Annotated in this window: 18 protein-coding genes, 1 rRNA gene, 1 other RNA gene and 1 pseudogene; 11 read left to right on the top strand and 10 right to left on the bottom strand. The window is 58.5% G+C overall.

The features are described from left to right. Positions 1 to 111: ribosomal RNA gene (gene rrf / locus ACQ4LH_RS17390) — 5S ribosomal RNA — on the top strand; the annotation flags it as partial. Positions 112 to 224: 113 nt separating this feature from the next. Here the strand turns inward: rrf and ACQ4LH_RS17385 are convergent. Further along, on the bottom strand, positions 225 to 503 hold the full coding sequence (locus ACQ4LH_RS17385; RefSeq protein ID WP_422581834.1) for an HU family DNA-binding protein: 279 nt from the start codon (positions 501 to 503) through the stop codon (positions 225 to 227). Positions 504 to 650: 147 nt separating this feature from the next. Between ACQ4LH_RS17385 and ACQ4LH_RS17380 the strand changes: the two are divergent. From ACQ4LH_RS17380 to ffs, 3 genes and pseudogenes are all read left to right on the top strand, one after another. Next, positions 651 to 1,427: pseudogene (locus ACQ4LH_RS17380) on the top strand (MCP four helix bundle domain-containing protein); the annotation flags it as partial. Positions 1,428 to 1,505: 78 nt separating this feature from the next. Then, positions 1,506 to 2,285 carry a methyl-accepting chemotaxis protein gene (locus tag ACQ4LH_RS17375; protein WP_372240010.1) on the top strand — a complete coding sequence of 260 codons (780 nt, stop codon included), beginning with the start codon at positions 1,506 to 1,508 and terminating at the stop codon, positions 2,283 to 2,285. Positions 2,286 to 2,385: 100 nt separating this feature from the next. Continuing rightward, an RNA gene (gene ffs / locus ACQ4LH_RS17370) (signal recognition particle sRNA small type) lies at positions 2,386 to 2,482 on the top strand. 265 nt (positions 2,483 to 2,747) lie between these two features. Here ffs and ACQ4LH_RS17365 read toward each other — a convergent pair. Beyond that, a complete protein-coding gene (locus ACQ4LH_RS17365) occupies positions 2,748 to 3,035 on the bottom strand; it encodes a DUF3509 domain-containing protein (protein WP_430698361.1) in 288 nt (95 codons plus the stop codon). A 70-nt stretch (positions 3,036 to 3,105) separates the two neighbouring features. Further along, complete coding sequence (locus ACQ4LH_RS17360; protein WP_430698360.1) at positions 3,106 to 3,327, bottom strand: hypothetical protein; 222 nt, start codon at positions 3,325 to 3,327, stop codon at positions 3,106 to 3,108. Between the two features lie 462 nt (positions 3,328 to 3,789). Between ACQ4LH_RS17360 and dnaX the strand changes: the two genes are divergently transcribed. The 4 genes from dnaX (at position 3,790) to ACQ4LH_RS17340 (ending at position 8,224) form a co-directional block, all read left to right on the top strand. Then, complete coding sequence (gene dnaX, locus ACQ4LH_RS17355; RefSeq protein WP_430698359.1) at positions 3,790 to 5,880, top strand: DNA polymerase III subunit gamma/tau; 2,091 nt, start codon at positions 3,790 to 3,792, stop codon at positions 5,878 to 5,880. Between the two features lie 18 nt (positions 5,881 to 5,898). After that, the gene (locus ACQ4LH_RS17350; RefSeq protein WP_090385942.1) at positions 5,899 to 6,225 is read left to right on the top strand and encodes a YbaB/EbfC family nucleoid-associated protein; all 327 of its coding nucleotides are present in this window, start codon (positions 5,899 to 5,901) and stop codon (positions 6,223 to 6,225) included. A 142-nt stretch (positions 6,226 to 6,367) separates the two neighbouring features. Further along, positions 6,368 to 6,967, top strand: coding sequence for a recombination mediator RecR (recR, locus tag ACQ4LH_RS17345; protein WP_289238368.1), 600 nt, complete (start codon positions 6,368 to 6,370; stop codon positions 6,965 to 6,967). A gap of 108 nt (positions 6,968 to 7,075) precedes the next feature. Continuing rightward, the gene (locus ACQ4LH_RS17340; RefSeq protein ID WP_430698358.1) at positions 7,076 to 8,224 is read left to right on the top strand and encodes an acyl-CoA dehydrogenase family protein; all 1,149 of its coding nucleotides are present in this window, start codon (positions 7,076 to 7,078) and stop codon (positions 8,222 to 8,224) included. 73 nt (positions 8,225 to 8,297) lie between these two features. On the opposite strand, the gene ACQ4LH_RS17335 is transcribed toward ACQ4LH_RS17340, so the two are convergent. Next, entirely contained in the window at positions 8,298 to 8,510 is a 213-nt protein-coding gene (locus tag ACQ4LH_RS17335) for a cold-shock protein (protein WP_069516724.1), read from the bottom strand. A 347-nt stretch (positions 8,511 to 8,857) separates the two neighbouring features. Continuing rightward, complete coding sequence (locus tag ACQ4LH_RS17330; protein WP_430698357.1) at positions 8,858 to 9,784, bottom strand: AraC family transcriptional regulator; 927 nt, start codon at positions 9,782 to 9,784, stop codon at positions 8,858 to 8,860. A gap of 300 nt (positions 9,785 to 10,084) precedes the next feature. On the opposite strand from ACQ4LH_RS17330, the gene ACQ4LH_RS17325 reads away from it, so the two are divergent. Genes ACQ4LH_RS17325 through ACQ4LH_RS17315 form a run of 3 tightly spaced genes read left to right on the top strand, consistent with a single transcriptional unit; the run spans position 10,085 to position 11,589 of the window. Continuing rightward, positions 10,085 to 10,822 (top strand): SDR family oxidoreductase, encoded by a 738-nt coding sequence (locus tag ACQ4LH_RS17325; RefSeq protein ID WP_430698356.1) that lies wholly within the window; start codon positions 10,085 to 10,087, stop codon positions 10,820 to 10,822. 10 nt (positions 10,823 to 10,832) lie between these two features. After that, positions 10,833 to 11,288, top strand: a complete 456-nt coding sequence (locus tag ACQ4LH_RS17320) for a carboxymuconolactone decarboxylase family protein (RefSeq protein ID WP_430698355.1) — start codon at positions 10,833 to 10,835, stop codon at positions 11,286 to 11,288. Beyond that, positions 11,233 to 11,589 carry a putative quinol monooxygenase gene (locus tag ACQ4LH_RS17315; RefSeq protein WP_430698354.1) on the top strand — a complete coding sequence of 119 codons (357 nt, stop codon included), beginning with the start codon at positions 11,233 to 11,235 and terminating at the stop codon, positions 11,587 to 11,589. Before ACQ4LH_RS17320 ends, ACQ4LH_RS17315 begins: the two co-directional genes overlap by 56 nt. A gap of 102 nt (positions 11,590 to 11,691) precedes the next feature. Here ACQ4LH_RS17315 and ACQ4LH_RS17310 read toward each other — a convergent pair whose 3' ends face one another. The 5 genes from ACQ4LH_RS17310 to ACQ4LH_RS17290 all read right to left on the bottom strand — a co-directional run bounded on the left by ACQ4LH_RS17310 (position 11,692) and on the right by ACQ4LH_RS17290 (position 16,826). Beyond that, a complete protein-coding gene (locus ACQ4LH_RS17310) occupies positions 11,692 to 12,708 on the bottom strand; it encodes an alpha/beta hydrolase (RefSeq protein ID WP_430698353.1) in 1,017 nt (338 codons plus the stop codon). 59 nt (positions 12,709 to 12,767) lie between these two features. Then, positions 12,768 to 13,196: an organic hydroperoxide resistance protein gene (locus ACQ4LH_RS17305; protein WP_305589958.1), complete on the bottom strand. Its 429-nt coding sequence runs from the start codon at positions 13,194 to 13,196 to the stop codon at positions 12,768 to 12,770. Between the two features lie 515 nt (positions 13,197 to 13,711). Further along, a complete protein-coding gene (locus ACQ4LH_RS17300; RefSeq protein ID WP_430698352.1) occupies positions 13,712 to 14,161 on the bottom strand; it encodes a MarR family winged helix-turn-helix transcriptional regulator in 450 nt (149 codons plus the stop codon). A gap of 230 nt (positions 14,162 to 14,391) precedes the next feature. Continuing rightward, the gene (locus ACQ4LH_RS17295) at positions 14,392 to 15,276 is read right to left on the bottom strand and encodes an SDR family NAD(P)-dependent oxidoreductase (RefSeq protein ID WP_430698351.1); all 885 of its coding nucleotides are present in this window, start codon (positions 15,274 to 15,276) and stop codon (positions 14,392 to 14,394) included. Further along, positions 15,273 to 16,826 (bottom strand): flavin-containing monooxygenase, encoded by a 1,554-nt coding sequence (locus ACQ4LH_RS17290; protein WP_430698350.1) that lies wholly within the window; start codon positions 16,824 to 16,826, stop codon positions 15,273 to 15,275. The genes ACQ4LH_RS17295 and ACQ4LH_RS17290 overlap by 4 nt, the downstream gene beginning before the upstream one ends.

The following is a 16,826-nucleotide window of genomic DNA, read 5'->3' as shown; positions in this document are numbered from 1 at the left end:
CGACCATAGAGCATTGGAACCACCTGATCCCATCCCGAACTCAGTAGTGAAACGATGCATCGCCGATGGTAGTGTGGGGTTTCCCCATGTGAGAGTAGGTCATCGTCAAGCACCTATACCAAAACCCCCGATCGTGAAAACGATCGGGGGTTTTACTTTGTGCGCGATAAATTCAGGAGTGGCCTTCTGTCAAGACGCGCTCGCTAGAGCGCGCCTAATGTTGTTCAGTTGATTGCGTCGCTCAGTGCTTTTGCCGGTACGTATTTGACGACTTTCTTTGCTGCAATTTGCAGGGTTTGACCGGTTTGAGGGTTGCGGCCGGTACGCGCAGGGCGTTCGCTCACTTTGAGTTTGCCAATACCCGGCAGAGTAATTTCATCACCGTTTTCCAGCGCATCGCTGACAATTTCGCTCAGCTGTTCGAGTGCTGCGCGTACGGTGCTTTTCGGCGTGTCGATGGCTTCTGCAATATCGCTAATCAGTTGGTCTTTGGTCATCGCCATGGTGCTGCTCCTTAGGTCAGATAGGGGGAATAGAAATGTGCCATAAGCTAGCGAAATGAAGCGGCAGGAGGATGGGCTGAGCTTTATTCCGGCCTGCAATCGGTAGTCTATGCTGATGTTACTTGGCCATTGTCCTGGAGAGCCAGCATGCTTCGTGCCTTCGCTGATTTAGGGTTTCGTTGGAAGATTGCGCTACCGATTATGCTGCTCGCGGTTTTGTTGGTTTCTATGGGTGTCCTGGGGATGCGAGGCATTACTCAGGTTGCAGACTCAAGCACAAAGCTGACCAATCGTTTCTTGCCGGGAATCAGCCTGCTGCTCAATGCAGACCGTGATCTTTATCAGGCTTTTGTTGCTGAGCGCAGCTTACTTGATGAGGGGGTAGGGGCGCATGCCGAGGCGCTGACTGCCGCGCATGCAGAAAATTTGCAGCAGGCTTATGACCGCGTGCATAAGTTTGCGGATATGCAGCCTGGTAGCGAAGCAATGCAATTGGTTGCGCAGTTTGACGTGGGCTTTGAGCGCTGGAAGGCAACCTCACAAAAGGTTTTGCAGCTGGCGGCTAATGATCCACAAGCAGCCAGTGTGTTGAGCTTCGGTGGCAGTGAAGAGCAGTTCGAGGCGATGCGTACAGCTATCGATAAGCTCGGTGAGATGGATGATGCAGCGGCGAATGCTGAAGGGCTTGCGGCTATTGCGTTGGGAGAAACCTTGAGCTGGCAGCAGGGTGTGATTATTGCCATCGGTTTGGGTGTTTGCCTTGTCTTGGTGGTCGGTTTTCCAATTTTTGTGACTGGGCCGCTGCATAATTTACTTAATCGTATTGAGCAGATTGCCGATGGTGATGGTGATCTGCGAGTGCGCCTGGATGTTCTATCCAACGATGAGCTGGGAAAGCTCAGCCATGCGTTCAACCGCTTTCTTGATAAATTGCAGCCATTGATCAAGGAGGTTGGGCGGGTTACGGGGGAGGTCGAAAGTTCTGCACAAAGTCTGGCAGGTATGGCTGCAGCCAATGACCGGTTGATTAGCAGCGAGCATGCGGCAGTCGATCAGGTAAGCACTGCTGCAACGGAGATGAGTTCTGCTGTACATGAAGTGGCACGTAATGCACAAAATGCAGCTGACGCTGCGCGTAGTGCTGAGGCGCAATCTCGTGAAGGTGCGCAGGTTGTAGGTGCCACGATCAATTCGATTCGCCAATTAGCGCAAGAAGTCGAAAGCGCATCGGCAACCATTCAGACCCTGGAGCAAGAGGCAGCCAATATCGGCGCGGTATTGGCGGTAATCAGGGGTATTGCCGAGCAAACCAACTTGCTGGCACTGAATGCGGCTATTGAGGCTGCCCGTGCCGGAGAACAGGGTCGCGGTTTCGCAGTTGTGGCTGATGAGGTGCGTGCTTTAGCGGCGCGTACTCAGGAGTCGACCAAGGATATCCAGGTTATGATCGAGCGACTGCAAATTGGTGTGCAGAATGCCGTTAAAGCCACCCATTCAGGGAGCAGTAAGGCGCGGCAAAGTGTTGAGCAGGCGGCAGGTGTAGACCAGGCGCTTACTGATACCAGTGATTCGGTGCAGCGTATCAATGATATGACCGCGCAGATCGCAACAGCCTGTGAAGAGCAGAGTAGTGTGACCGAGGAAATAGCACGCAACATCAGCGACATTCGTGATCTCTCCAACGAAGCCGCGCAAACCTCCGAGCAGAGTGCCCAGGCTAGTCAGCGTCTATCTGAGTTGTCGCATGGTTTGAGCGCGCTGGTTGGTCGGTTTCGCGTGTAGTGTGCGTTTCGATGGGCTAAGTGTTTGAAACGGTTGTAACTTCGATTCAAGCCGGTACAATGGCGCGGCTCGCTTATGGTGAGCTGCGTTATGGTGGCCCTGCCGGTCCCCTCGCAACGATCAGCCGTGAACCCGGTCAGGCCTGGAAGGGAGCAGCCGCAGCGGTGACATTGTGTGCCGAGGTGTGGCTGGTGGGGTTGCCTCCAATATCTTATGTGCCGACTTATTCCTTTGGGTCGGCCTGCTGTTCTGCTTAAACCCCCTATCTGTTCGAACACCCACTTGCTGGTGAGCTGTGGTGTGGCTTTCGTGCATTCCTTTCCAGAGCTTCTGAGTTGTCGATATCTTGGCTTTGCTGTCGGCCGACTAACGTTCGTCAGTGCGATAGTTTTCACACAATTCTGTGGCTAATTTGAAGTGTATGGTAGGCGGCCCTGCTGTTATACAGGGCGCTGGTGGCTCTTAGCTTGTGTGGTAGCTAAGTACGCTGTCCTGCTCCTTCAAGGCTTTACGCATATCCGCTGGGATGCTGCCGGAGCGCATGGCAAGTTCCAGGCGGATGTCTTCCAGGCTTTGAGCGAAGGCTTGCGGATCGGTGCGCTGTGCTGTGCTGAGCACGCGGCTGTATGCGGTAGCGTCGCTGGCATCCAGTAGGGAGAGGACGACCCCGCCATCAGGGCGGGGTGAGCTGAATGTGGCGCGCAGCGGGGCAAACAGCTGTTCAACGAGTTTGCGGTTGATGTTATCCATGACCATGCTCCATCCTGAGGGTGATAGTTTCAGACCTCAAAGATGCTCGATGGTTCGCTGGATTCCGCAATCAAGCTGCGAGTGACTGCCGGGCGCGCTCGATAACTTGCTCAAGGTGTGCACCGCTGTACTGGCCTGGGTACAGGCGCTGGCTGTGCTTGGCGATGCCGGCATCGTTGACGATGGTGAAGCTGAAGCTGCCTTTGCGAGCAGCCAGGATGCGGCAATCAAACGGTGCAAATGCACTGGAGAGGGTGCGAATGGCATCCTGAATTTGGTGTTGAGTGTTCATTTTTTTGGTGTTTCCTAAAACAGCGGGCGCGTCATTGCGCTAAATAAAGCTCCAGGCTGTCGACTTAATGTGTCGATTGCATGTGCAGATAGGAGCTGGACTGCGCGCACAAGTTCCCATAATGGTTACGGTGTGCGGGTCGGTACGTCGGAGGCAGGCTTGAGTCAGCGCTTGCGCGGGACGGCCAGATCAGTCAGCAGGTTGGGATATGGGTTAGAGCTGTGCGGCATTACCCGTGGGTGATGCGCTCTTACCTGGAAACCATCGAGGGGGCCAAAAGGCCTGATTGACTTACAGCGTGGTACTAACGGGGCGGATGATACCCGTCTGGTTAATTTCTCGCCAGTTTATTTGCAAGCAATGCTGCAGGTTGGCCATTCGTAGGCTGCGCATTGGATGCAATTTGCCCCATGCTCCGTTAGGATTAGCCCCACTTTGGCTTTCCTCTCGTGACGGGTTTCGATGAGTTATCAGGTTCTTGCACGCAAGTGGCGTCCGCGCTCGTTCAACGAAATGGTTGGCCAGACGCATGTGCTCAAGGCGCTGATCAATGCGCTCGATAGCCAGCGATTGCACCATGCCTATTTGTTCACGGGCACCCGTGGTGTTGGCAAGACCACGATTGCGCGGATTATTGCCAAGTGCCTGAATTGCGAGACCGGCATCAGCTCGACGCCTTGTGGCGTTTGTTCTATTTGCAGGGAGATTGATGAGGGGCGTTTTATCGACCTGATCGAAGTCGATGCCGCCAGCCGTACCAAGGTTGAAGACACCCGCGAGTTGCTCGACAACGTGCAGTATTCGCCTAGCCGTGGACGCTTCAAGGTCTACCTGATCGACGAAGTGCACATGCTTTCCACGAGCTCTTTCAACGCATTGCTGAAGACCCTGGAAGAGCCGCCGCCCCACGTCAAATTCCTCCTGGCGACCACGGATCCGCAGAAGCTGCCGGTCACGGTGTTGTCGCGTTGCCTGCAGTTCTCGCTGAAGAACATGCCGCCGGAGCGAGTGGTCGATCACCTGACGCATGTCCTGGCTGCGGAAAACATCCCGTTCGAGAATGACGCGCTTTGGTTGCTAGGCCGCGCGGCCGATGGCTCGATGCGCGATGCTATGAGTCTGACCGATCAGGCGATTGCCTTTGGTGAGGGTAAGGTGCTGGCCGCCGATGTGCGGGCCATGCTTGGCACCCTCGACCATGGCCAGGTCTACGGTGTGCTGCACGCCCTGCTGGAGGGCGATGCGCGCGCTTTGATTGAGGCTGTGCGTCATCTGGCTGAGCAGGGGCCTGACTGGAATGGCGTGCTGTCCGAGATACTTAATGTGCTGCACCGAGTAGCCATTGCCCAGGCGCTGCCTGAGGCGGTGGATAACGGCCAGGGTGATCGTGAGCGGGTGCTTGAGCTGGCTCGGGTGCTGCCTAGCGAGGACGTACAGTTCTATTATCAGATGGGCTTGATAGGGCGCCGCGATCTGCCGTTGTCGCCCGACCCGCGCAGCGGCTTCGAGATGGTGCTGTTGCGTATGTTGGCATTCCGCCCGGCGGATACCCACGATGCGCCGAGGGTGGCGCTAAAGCCGCTGGGGATTAGCCAGGCCACTGCTGATCCCGCGACCAACCCAGTGGCCGGTGCGGCTATCCCGTCACCGGTGAGCATTCCTGTTGCGGCTCTGCCTGCGCCGCCGGCTCCTGTAGTTGAAGTTGCACCTGTAGTGCCGGTAGCAGCGCCTGAAGCGGCTGTGGCAGTCCTGCCGCCCGCACCGGAAGTGGTCAGCGAACCCGCTGCGCAGCCTTCATCGACTGAAGCGACAACTGCCCCTGTAGCATCCGCGCCTGTGGTGGATCTGCCCTGGGAAGAGCAGGTTAATCTGCCTGTTACTCAAACGGCTGAGCCTGTTATAGAAGTCGCAGAGTCTGTCGTTGCTGTGGCAGAGTCCGTCACGCTAACTACCGAGCCGCCACAAGCTGCAGAGCCTGAGCAGCAACTGATTGAGCAACCTACTCCGTCCGCCGATACGGATGACGATGAGCCGCCGCTCGGCGACTACGACTATGTCGAGATGGATGCAGAGTCGTTTGATTATGATTTTGATGCAGTTGAGCGTGCCGTATCTGCTGAGCCTGAGGTCTTGCCGGCGGCGCAACCGGCGACAGGACTGGCGGCCGACTGGTTGGAGCTGTTCCCGAAGCTCGGCTTGTCCGGGATGACCGCTAGCATCGGCGCTAACTGCACTCTGATAAGCGTCGAGGGCGACAACTGGTTGCTGCACCTGGATCCGGCGCATTCAGCGCTGTTCAACCTAACCCAGCAGCGGCGCCTGAATGATGCGCTCAACCAGTTTCACGGGCGCGAGCTCAAGGTGTTGATCGAGTTGTGCAAGCCTGAGCAGGAAACACCTGCGCAGGCTGCGGCGCACAAGCGGGCCAATCGCCAGCGTGAGGCCGAAGCCTCGATCCATCAGGACCCGGTTATTCAACAAATGATTCAGCAGTTCGCTGCGGTTATCCGCGCGGATAGCATTGAACCCCTGGACACTCCCGTTAACCCCTAATTACCGAGGACTTACACCATGATGAAAGGTGGCATGGCCGGCCTGATGAAGCAGGCACAGCAGATGCAGGAAAAAATGCAGAAGATGCAGGAAGAGCTGGCGAACGCCGAAGTAACTGGTCAATCCGGTGCTGGGCTGGTCAGTGTGGTCATGACTGGGCGTCACGACGTCAAGCGTGTCAGCCTGGATGACAGCCTGATGCAGGAAGACAAGGAGATCCTCGAAGACCTGATCGCCGCTGCGGTAAATGATGCCGTGCGCAAGGTTGAGCAGAACAGCCAGGACAAAATGTCCGGTATGACTGCCGGCATGCAGTTGCCTCCAGGCTTCAAAATGCCGTTCTAAAAAGCATCGGGTCAGCGCACATGGCTGCGCTGAAGCAGGTGTGGGTATCCTCAGCCCGCGCCTGCCTGAGCTTTGATCTGTCAGGGCTCAATAGCCCTGTCGGGTTTTGTTGGTAAGCGTTACTAGTCATCGAGTATTTCCCATGAGCTTCAGTCCGCTGATCCGCCACCTGATCGATTCCCTGCGCATTCTTCCCGGTGTTGGGCAAAAGACTGCTCAGCGTATGGCCTTGCAGATGCTTGAGCGTGATCGCTCCGGTGCCCTACGCCTGGCACAAGCGCTGACGCAGGCGATGGAAGGTGTGGGCCACTGCAAGCAGTGCCGCAGCCTGAGCGAGGACGAGGTGTGTCAGCTGTGTCTGGATCCGCGGCGCGACGACAGTCTGCTGTGTGTCGTTGAGGGGCCGATGGATGTTTATGCGGTCGAGCACACCGGGTTTCGCGGGCGCTACTTTGTGCTCAAGGGTCACCTGTCGCCGCTCGACGGTCTTGGCCCGGAGGCGATTGGTATTCCCGAACTGTTAGCGCGGATTGCTGCAGGCAGTTTCACCGAGGTGATTCTGGCAACCAATCCGACGGTTGAAGGTGAGGCCACAGCGCATTACATTGCCCAGCTGTTGGCGGGCAAAGGCCTGATTGCCTCACGTATTGCCCATGGGATGCCGCTGGGCGGCGAGCTGGAGTTGGTGGACGGTGGCACCCTAGCGCATTCTATTGCCGGACGTCGACCTATCCAGTTGTAGGTTCCTAGCTGGTATGCGGCTTGATTGCCCTTGCGCATGGCGTAATCCTCTTCTTGTAAACCAAGCAAGCGCTTGGTAATTTCCCTGAAACCTCAGTGGGAATACCTCATGTCTGCCTTTCAGGAATATTTCGATGAATCCCACCAGTTGGTGCGTGATTCAGTCAGGCGCTTTGTCGAGCGCGAAATTCTGCCGCACATCAATGATTGGGAAGAAGCCGAGGAGTTTCCTCGCGAGCTCTACCTTAAGGCCGGGGCGGCGGGGATTCTCGGTATTGGTTATCCGGAAGCGTTTGGCGGCAGCCATGAGGGCGATGTATTTGCCAAGGTCGCGGCCAGCGAGGAGTTGATGCGCTCAGGCTCAGGCGGTCTGGTGGCAGGGCTTGGCTCCCTGGATATTGGTTTGCCGCCTGTGGTGAAGTGGGCCAAGCCGGAGCTGCGCGAGCACATCGTGCCGCAGGTCCTGGCCGGTGAAAAAATCATGGCGCTGGCGGTGACTGAGCCGTCCGGTGGCTCGGATGTGGCCAATCTGAAAACCCGTGCGGTACGGGATGGCGACTTCTACCGCGTTAGCGGCAGCAAGACTTTTATCACCAGTGGTGTACGTGCCGATTACTACACCGTTGCCGTGCGTACCGGGGGCGATGGCTTTGGCGGTGTCAGCTTGTTGCTGGTGGAGAAGGGCACGCCTGGTTTCACCGTGGGGCGTAAGCTGAAGAAGATGGGCTGGTGGGCGTCGGATACGGCGGAGTTGTTCTTCGATGACTGCAGGGTGCCGGTAGGCAACCTGATAGGTGCCGAGAACATGGGCTTTGCCTGCATCATGGCCAATTTCCAGAGCGAGCGGTTGTCGCTGGCGATCATGGCCAATATGACGGCGCAGCTGGCGCTTGAAGAAGCACTGACGTGGGCCAAAGAGCGCGAAGCGTTCGGCAAGCCGATCGGCAAGTTTCAGGTGCTCAAGCATCGCTTGGCGGAGATGGCGACGCAGCTCGAGGTGTCGCGCGACTTTACTTATCGGCAGGCAGCGAAGATGGCGGCGGGTAAAAGCGTGATCAAGGAAATATCCATGGCCAAGAACTTTGCCACTGATATTGCCGACAGACTGACTTACGACGCGGTGCAGATAATGGGCGGCATGGGCTATATGCGCGAAAGCCTGGTGGAGCGGCTGTATCGCGATAACCGCATTCTGTCGATTGGCGGTGGCTCGCGTGAAATCATGAACGAGATCATCAGCAAGCAGATGGGCTTATAGAGTCTAGGTTTTACAAACGCCAGATAAAACAAACCCCGCGAGCGCGGGGTTTGTTTTAAAGCAGGACAGGGGCTTAGGCCACCTGTACCTCTTCAGCTTGCATACCTTTCTGACCGCGGGCGGCCACGTAGGTAACAGTCTGGCCTTCTTTCAGGCTTTTGAAACCGTCGCTTTGGATAGCTTTGAAGTGAACGAAGAGATCATCGCCGCCGTTAGTCGGGGTAATGAAGCCGAAGCCTTTCTCATCGTTGAACCATTTGACGGTGCCAGTTTCGCGATTTGCCATGGTGTGTCTCTTAAATCGATACGAAGTGCGGTGCCAGAGTGCTCATAGCACCTATGCGGTTTTGCTGATAACTACAAGTCAGCTCAGCCATAATAGGCCGTTTTTACGGGAAGTGTTGGGTTTAACGTTAATTATTCATATTTTTCTCTGTTAAAAACCAGCCAAGGCCCTATTTACCTGGGCTTTAGGGCGGTTAAACATCTGAAAATTGCTGTTGTCGTGATCGAATTTGGCCAGTTTTGCCTGCAAAACCTGTAATTAGACCCATGCAAAACGCCCCGGCGCTCTTGAAAAGCGCCGGGGCGTTTGTGTTTTAGCCTGCTGTCATAGGTCGATTTTTAGCCGTGCTATGCCGAACTGCGCAAGCGGGCCAGATCGCGCAATGGTGGCGCGCCGAACAGGCGGCTGTATTCGCGGCTGAACTGCGAGGGGCTTTCATAGCCGACGCGATAACTGGCTGAAGCAGCCTCTAGTCCTTCGCAGAGCATCAGGCGCCGCGCTTCCTGCAGGCGTAGCTGTTTCTGATACTGCAGGGGGCTGAGAGCCGTGACGGCCTTGAAACGGTGATGCAGGGTTGAGGTGCTGAGGTTGACTTCGCGGGCCAGGTCCTCGATGCGCAGGGGCTGGTCGAAATGCAAATTCAGCCATTCGATTGCTCGGTTGATGCGCTGGCCCTGGCTGTCGGCAATGGCAATTTCGTGCAGGCGATGACCTTGTGGGCTGTGCAGCAGGCGGTAAAAAATCTCGCGCAGGGCCAGCGGCGCAAGCATGACGATATCGCGCGGAGTCTCCAGCAGGCGCAGCAGGCGCAATACCGCGTCGAGCAACTGGGTATCCAGGCGATCCAGATACAGCGCCCGACGTGGGCCAGGATTAGGCACGCCGATGGGGCCGATGTCGGCGATCAGGCTGGTGATCAGCGCCGGGTCAATATCCAAACGCAGGCTTAGATAAGGCTGCTCGGGGGTTGCGTCGATCACCTGGCCGGTAACTGGCAGGGTGACGGAGGCCACCAGGTAGTTCAGCGGGTCGTAGGTGTACTGCTCATCGCCGAGGCGCACATCCTTGCGGCCCTGGGCAATGATGCACAGGCATGGCCGGTACAGCGTCGGTATGGGCAGGCTGGGCTGGGTTGCGCAGGCCAGATCGAGGCCGGCAATGGCGCTGCTATGCAGGCCATCAGCCGGGCACTGGCGTTGAATCAGCGCGGCCAGTTCGGCTTGGCGCAGCGCCAGGTTGTCGTCGAGGACTGAGGGGCTGATGGAAGATGTCATGGGCGTGGCTCCTGCTGCTGGCTTGCAGGTTATCCCGGTTTTTCAGGCAAGTCAGCGTTGCCCAGAATGCGTTGCAGGATCAGGCAATAATTCACCAGCAATAGGCAATAAACCCTGTTCTAAAGGCGAGCAATGCAAATCTGAACTGATGATATGTGCCGCAGGGTAATTTTTATGAGTTTTGAGCGTTGCAGGTTTAGGCAATAATTCGCCATAAATCGTCTAACGCTGAGCACGCCATCTGACGGAATCTGTTGCTGTCGCGGCAGTCCTTGCCGCTTACCAGCAGAGGATTCGGCCATGTTGAATATCCAAGACAAAGTCATTCTGATCACCGGCGCCAGCAGCGGTATCGGCGAGGCCTGTGCGCGCTTGCTGGCCGAGAAGGGCGCGCGGCTGTTGCTCGGCGCACGGCGTACCGAGCGCCTGGAGCAGTTGGTCAGCGAAATCCGTGAGGCGGGCGGTAATGCGGATTACCGCCGCCTGGACGTAACCAGCCAGGCCGACACCCAGGCGTTTGTCGACGCCGCCCTGACGCAGTACGGTCGCATTGATGTGCTGATCAACAACGCCGGAGTCATGCCGCTGTCGCGCCTGGATGTGCTGAAGGTCGATGAGTGGAACCGCATGATCGACGTGAACATCCGTGGCGTGCTGCACGGCATCGCCGCCGCGTTACCGGTGATGCAGCGTCAGCGCAGCGGTCAGTTCGTCAATATCGCTTCCATTGGCGCCTACAGCGTGGTGCCGACCGGTGCGGTGTATTGCGCAACCAAGTACGCGGTGCGCGCGATCTCCGAAGGTTTACGTCAGGAGGTGGGCGGCGATATTCGCGTGACCCTGGTTTCGCCGGGCGTGGTCGAGTCTGAACTGGCTGAGAGCATTTCCGATGCGTTGAGCCGTGAGGCGATGAAGGCGTTCCGCAAGGTCGCCATCACCCCGGATGCGATTGCCCGAGCCATCGCCTATGCCGTCGAGCAGCCGGCGGATGTCGACGTCAGCGAGTTGATCGTGCGGCCGACAGCCAGCCCTTATTGAGGACGCGACCATGAGCGCTAAATGGGTATTACCGCCACTGGCGGTGTTGTTTCTTTCGACGGGTTGTCTCGACGCGCATGCAACTGAGGACAGTCGCAGGAGTAAAGGCGAGGCCGTGATCACGGCGCTGAGTGGTGGCGCAGGGCAACCCGTGCTGCAGGCCATGCATGCGGATTTTCCCTTTCTAGCCAGCGCCACCACCGACTTTGCGCTGGGTGAGGTCTGGGGGCGCAGCGAGCTGGATGCCCGCACGCGCCAACTGGCGACCGTGGCCGTGTTTGCCGCCCAAGGCAATTTGCCCCAGATGAAAATCCACGCCGGTTATGCATTACGCGCGGGTGTGCCGCCAGCCGAACTCAAAGAAATGATTTATCTGACTACGGTTACTGCTGGTTTCCCTCGAGCCATTGATGCGGCTCAGGCGTTACGTGAGGTGTTGGCCGCGCAGCAGGCCAGTGAACGTTAGGGCATTCCACAGATACTTGAGGGTAGCGATTATGTTCACCCATACGACAAGAGTGCGCGCCGTTTGTGGGCGCTCTGAGCAGTTGGGGCAGTGCCTGTGTGCATTGCAGGAACCTATGCAAAAGATGACCGGATGCCTGCGTTTCGAGGTGACGCGTGTGCCGGAGGACCCAGCGCTGTGGCAGCTGCTGGGGAGCTGGCAGTCGGACGCGGCTCTGCACGCATTTTTTGCCGCCCCCCGGTTGCAACAGGTGCTTGATCAAGCCATCCGGCAACGTCTGCTCGCCAGTTTGGAGTGCTAGCGCTTTCCTGGGTTTCGCTTTGCTAGGGGATGTGCGTTCGTGCAGATAGCGCAAAACGCCCCGGCACGCTAAGCGTGTCGGGGCGTTTTGTTGTAACGCGGGTTACTTGAGGTTGGCTTTCAGCGCTGCTGAGGCTTGTTGCATGGCGCTTTGCGTGCCGGGGATCTGGCTGATCACGTTGAGCAAACCGAAGTCGTGGATCATGCCGTTGTAGCGCACGGAGGTGACGTTGACCCCAGCTGCATCCAGCTTGCGTGCATAGGCTTCGCCTTCATCACGCAGCACGTCGAACTCGGCGGTTTGCACCAGGGCTGACGGTAAGCCTTTTAGTTGCTCCACCGATGCCTGCAGAGGCGAAGCGTAGATGTCGGCGCGCTGTTTCGGGTCGGTGGTGTAGTTATCCCAGAACCACTGCATCAGGCTTTTGCTGAGGAAGTGACCGTCGGCGAACTGGTTATAGGAGGCGTTGTTGAAGTTGGCGTCGGTTACCGGCCACAGCAGCAACTGGAACTTGATCGCCGGGGTGCCTTTGTCCTTGGCCATTAGGCTGACCACGGCAGCCATATTGCCGCCCACACTGTTGCCGGCCACTGCCAGACGCTTGCCATCGACACCAATCTGCGCGCCGTTCTGCGCCACCCACTGGGTTGCGGCGTAGGCCTGGTTGATCGCGGTCGGGTACTTGGCTTCTGGAGACGGGGTGTAATCGACATACACCGCCGCCGCGCCAGAGCCCACTACCAAGTCATGGATCAGGCGTTCGTGGGTCGGGTAGTCGCCCAGCACCCAGCCGCCACCGTGGAAGAACATAAACACCGGCAGCGTGCCCTTGGCATCGGCCGGGCGCACAACTTTGAGCTGGATCGACTGGCCATCGACCTCGATGGTCTTGTCGGCCACTTTGATGTCCGATACATCGACCTTGACCCCAGCCTGCGCGCCGACCAATACGGCGCGGGCATCTTTCGGGCTTAGCTGTTCGAGGGGCTTGCCACCGCCAGCGGCGAGGGCATTGAGGAAACCTTGAGTATTGCGTTCCACCCCGGGGCTACCAGCGGCAAACGCGCTGTTGACGGCAAGGGTGAGTACGGCGATCGACAAACCTTGTTTGATGTTCATGTGCGGCCTCCTGGGGCGGGCCGCTGACTGGCAGCGGCCGGATGGTGGGTAGTTTGGGCTTAGTCGATCAGCGTCAGGGTGACGTCGATATTGCCGCGGGTGGCGTTGGAGTAAGGGCAGACGAGGTGCGCACGGTCGATCAGGGTTTGCGCTTGCTCGCGGTCCATACCTGGCAGGCTGATGCGCAGTTCGACTTCGATACCGAAACCGTTGGGGATCGCGCCGATACCCACTACACCTTCAATCGAGGCATCTGCCGGCATCGCAAGCTTGTCGCGGCCAGCGACGAACTTCATCGCGCCGATAAAGCAGGCCGAGTAGCCCGCAGCAAACAGCTGCTCGGGGTTAGTGCCCGCACCGCCGGCACCGCCGAGTTCTTTCGGGGTGGTCAGGGCGACGTCGAGTACGCCGTCGGAGGAGATGGCACGGCCGTCACGGCCGCCGGTGGCTTCTGCGTAGGCACGGTAAGCAATGGTTTGAATCGACATGCTGGTAATCCTCTGGAGCTGTTTGGGTTGGTTTGTTTAAAGCGTTGCGGTGTCAGGTGACGATCAACCTTCGTGGTTGATCAGCCAATGCGGGTAAAGGCCTTTACCGTCTGCCTGGCTGTCGTCAGCCAGAACCGGGGCGGAAAGAGCAAGCAGGGCGGTGAATGCGATCAGGGTTTTCATAACGGTTCTCCACGAATGTCAGGGCTGTTGGGTTGGGTGAAGACAACTGCAGGTCTCCGCGGTCTTTTCGCGCTAATATTTTGTGCGCTAATCAGTTCCATGGAGCGAACTCTAGTTCGCATTAATTTAGTGCGCAAGATATATTTTTGAACATTTAGCGATAAGCGCTGCTTTGTTCGTGCATAAGCGAGGATTGGCGGGCTGTTGCGCGATGTTTTCGAGGACGACGGCAGGGCGAAATTGTTGTACGGAGCGGGGGAATGCTGGGGGAGCGTGACGCTATTTGTGCGGCAAGATCGCTGGGGCGGGCGACAGGTCTGTCGCCCAGGTGCTTATACGGCCTGTTGCAGGCTGCTGCGCAGGGCGACCAGCTCAGCCCTCAGGGCGCCGAGCTCCGCGGTGGATTGCTGGGTCGCGGTAAGGATACAGCTGGGAACGCTTTTGGCTTGTTCGCGCAGGTCGCGGCCTTTGTCGGTGAGGAACAGCTCGACTACGCGCTCGTCGACACTGCTGCGGGTACGCTTGAGCAGGCCTTCGGCTTCCAGGCGTTTGAGCAGCGGGGTGACGGAGCCGGGGTCAGTGAGCAGACGGCTGCTGATGTCGCCCACGGTGATGCCATCGCCTTCCCAGAGCACCATCATCGCCAGGTACTGCGGGTAGGTCAGGCCCAGCGCCTGCAGCAGCGGTTTGTAGACCTTGGTCAGTAGCAGCGAGGTCGAATACAGGGCAAAGCACAGCTGGTTATCGAGCAGCAGTTCGGCGCAAGGGTCTTGCGTGTGCATAGCGTTCTCCAGCGGTACAGGACAGTTGGCGATAATTTATCGCGCTAACTACTGTTATGCCAATTGAATGCTCGCGGCATTCATCCCGCGCAGACAAACGCCAGGCGTTAAAAATGGTCGGGAGCCATTTTTAACGTCGCATAGCGACGGCCCGCAGGGTGGCGGCCAGGGATGGCAGGCATAAAAAAGCCCCAGGCACCCGCGGTGCCTGGGGCTTGTGGACTGGCCGATTACTCCACGGCAGCCTGGGCTTTCTTGCTCGAACCTTTCGGTGCAAAACGCGCGGCCAGGCGCATGGAGGCGGTCACCAGGCGCTGGTAGAACGCTGGCAACAGGCGCTGCATGCCATCCAGGGCGTAGGCATCCGGGCCGATCAGGATGCGCCGCTTGTTTGCCAATGCGCCGTTGATGATCACCTGGGCGGCTTTCTCCGGAGTGGTGCGCAGCAACTGGTCGTTGAACTGCTGGCGGGCCTTGTCGGCATCCTGGCCGGTGACGCTGCTCAGGCTGGCGTTCATCCGCGCGGTTTTGGCGATATTGGTCTTGATCCCGCCGGGGTGCACGCAGCTGGCCGATACACCGCAATCGGCCATGTCCAGCTCCTGGCGCAGCGACTCGGTAAAGCCGCGCACGGCGAATTTGCTGGCGTTGTAGGCGCTCATGCCCGGTTGAGCGAACAGACCGAACACGCTGGAGACGTTGACGATATGGCCGCTGCCGGAAGCCTTGATATGCGGCAGGAAGGCTTTGGTGCCGTTGACCACGCCCCAGAAGTTGATGTTCATGATCCACTCGTAGTCGGCGTAGTCATTGCCTTCCACGGTGCCGCCCTGGGCTACGCCGGCGTTGTTGAAGATCGCATTGACCCGGCCGAACTCGGCCACCACCTGGTCCGCCCAGGCATGCACCGCTTCACGGTCGGCGACGTTGACCAGGGTTTCGCTGACCTGCACGCCCAGCTTGCGCGCCTGGGCGGCGGTTTCCGCCAGCCCTTCGGCATTCACATCGGAGAGCGCCAGTTGGCAACCCTGGCGGGCCAGACCGAAAGCCAGGGCGCGACCGATGCCGGAACCGGCGCCAGTGATGGCGGCTACCTTGTTTTCAAACGACTTCATGCGCTGGCCTCCTGGGCAGTCAACTGGATAGCGCTGTTCTGCGCCGGGTGTGCCGCGTGTTTACGGCTGAAATGATAGGCCGCTGGGTCAAAGTTGCGCGTCAGCAGGCGGAAACGCCAGGTAAAACCGGGCCATACCGTGCAGTTGCGGCCACTGACCGGATGCAGGTACCAGCTGGTGCAGCCGCCGGCATTCCACACGGTATTGCCCAGGCTGCCCTGCAACTTGCCGTTGAATTTGTCTTGCACGGCCTGCTTGACCTCAAGGCTTTGCAATTCTTGCTCACCAACCAGCTTGAGCGCACCAAGCACGTAATGGATCTGCGACTCGATCATGTAGACCATCGAGTTGTGGCCCAGGCCGGTGTTCGGCCCCATCAGGAAGAACAGGTTGGGGAAGCCGGCGGTGAGGGTGCCCTTGTAGGCCTGCGGGCCTTCCGGCCAGGTGTCGAGCAGGTCGACGCCGCCACGGCCAAACACCACGCCGCGCGGCAGCGGGTCGCTTGGGGTAAAACCGGTGCCGAATATGATCGCGTCGATCTCGCGTTCTTTACCGTCCACGGTGCGGATGCTGCCGCTGCGGATTTCCTCGATGCCATCGGTGATCAGGTCGACGTTGGGCTGAGTCAGCGCCGGGAAGTAATCGTTGGAGATCAGCACGCGCTTGCAGCCCATCAGGTAATCCGGGGTGACCTTGGCGCGCAGCACCGGGTCCTTGATCTGCTTGTTGATGTACCACTTGCCGACTTTCTGGGCGAGGGTCATCACCTTGGGCAGCATGGCAAAGCCGATCACCCGACTTTCCAGCAGGGCGTAGATGGCGCCGCGCCAGAGTTTCTGCAGCAGCGGGAAGCGCTTGAAGCGGTTGCGCTCGCGCTCGCTGATGGCGCGGTCGGGCTTGGGCATGATCCACGGCGCGGTGCGCTGGTAGAGGTCTAGCTGGCTGACCTGTTTCTGGATCTGCGGCACGAACTGGATCGACGAGGCGCCGGTGCCGATCACCGCGATGCGCTTACCGGTGAGGTCATAACTGTGGTCCCACTGCTGCGAGTGGAAGATCTTGCCGGTGAAATCGCCCAGGCCCTTGAGCGCCGGAATCGATGGGGTGGACAGTGCACCCATGCCGGAAACCACGAACTGCGCGGTGTAGCTGTTGCCGGCGCGGTCACTGATCTGCCACAACTCTTGCTGCTCATCCCAGGCCAGGCGGGTGATCTCGGTATTCAGCTGGGTGTGGTTCTGCAGGCGGTACTTGCTCCAGCAGCCTTCCAGATAACCCTGAATCTCTGGCTGCTTGGCGAACATGCGCGTCCAGTCGGGATTCTGCTCGAAGGAGAACGAATACAGGTGCGATTGCACGTCACAGCCGCAGCCCGGGTAATTGTTCACACGCCAGGTGCCGCCGACGCCGGCTTCTTTTTCGAACAGCAGGAAGTCATGTTCGCCGGCCTGCTTCAGGCGGATGGCCATACCCAGGCCGGAGAAGCCCGTACCGATAATGGCAACCTTGCAGTGGCGGGTGGCAGAAGGGGGTGAGACGGGTGCATTCAT

The organism is Pseudomonas peli (genome assembly GCF_050563605.1).
GTDB classification, from domain to species: domain Bacteria; phylum Pseudomonadota; class Gammaproteobacteria; order Pseudomonadales; family Pseudomonadaceae; genus Aquipseudomonas; species Aquipseudomonas peli_A.
The sequence above is the reverse complement of the archived record's forward strand: the minus strand, read 5'-3'. Positions and strand labels throughout refer to the sequence as shown.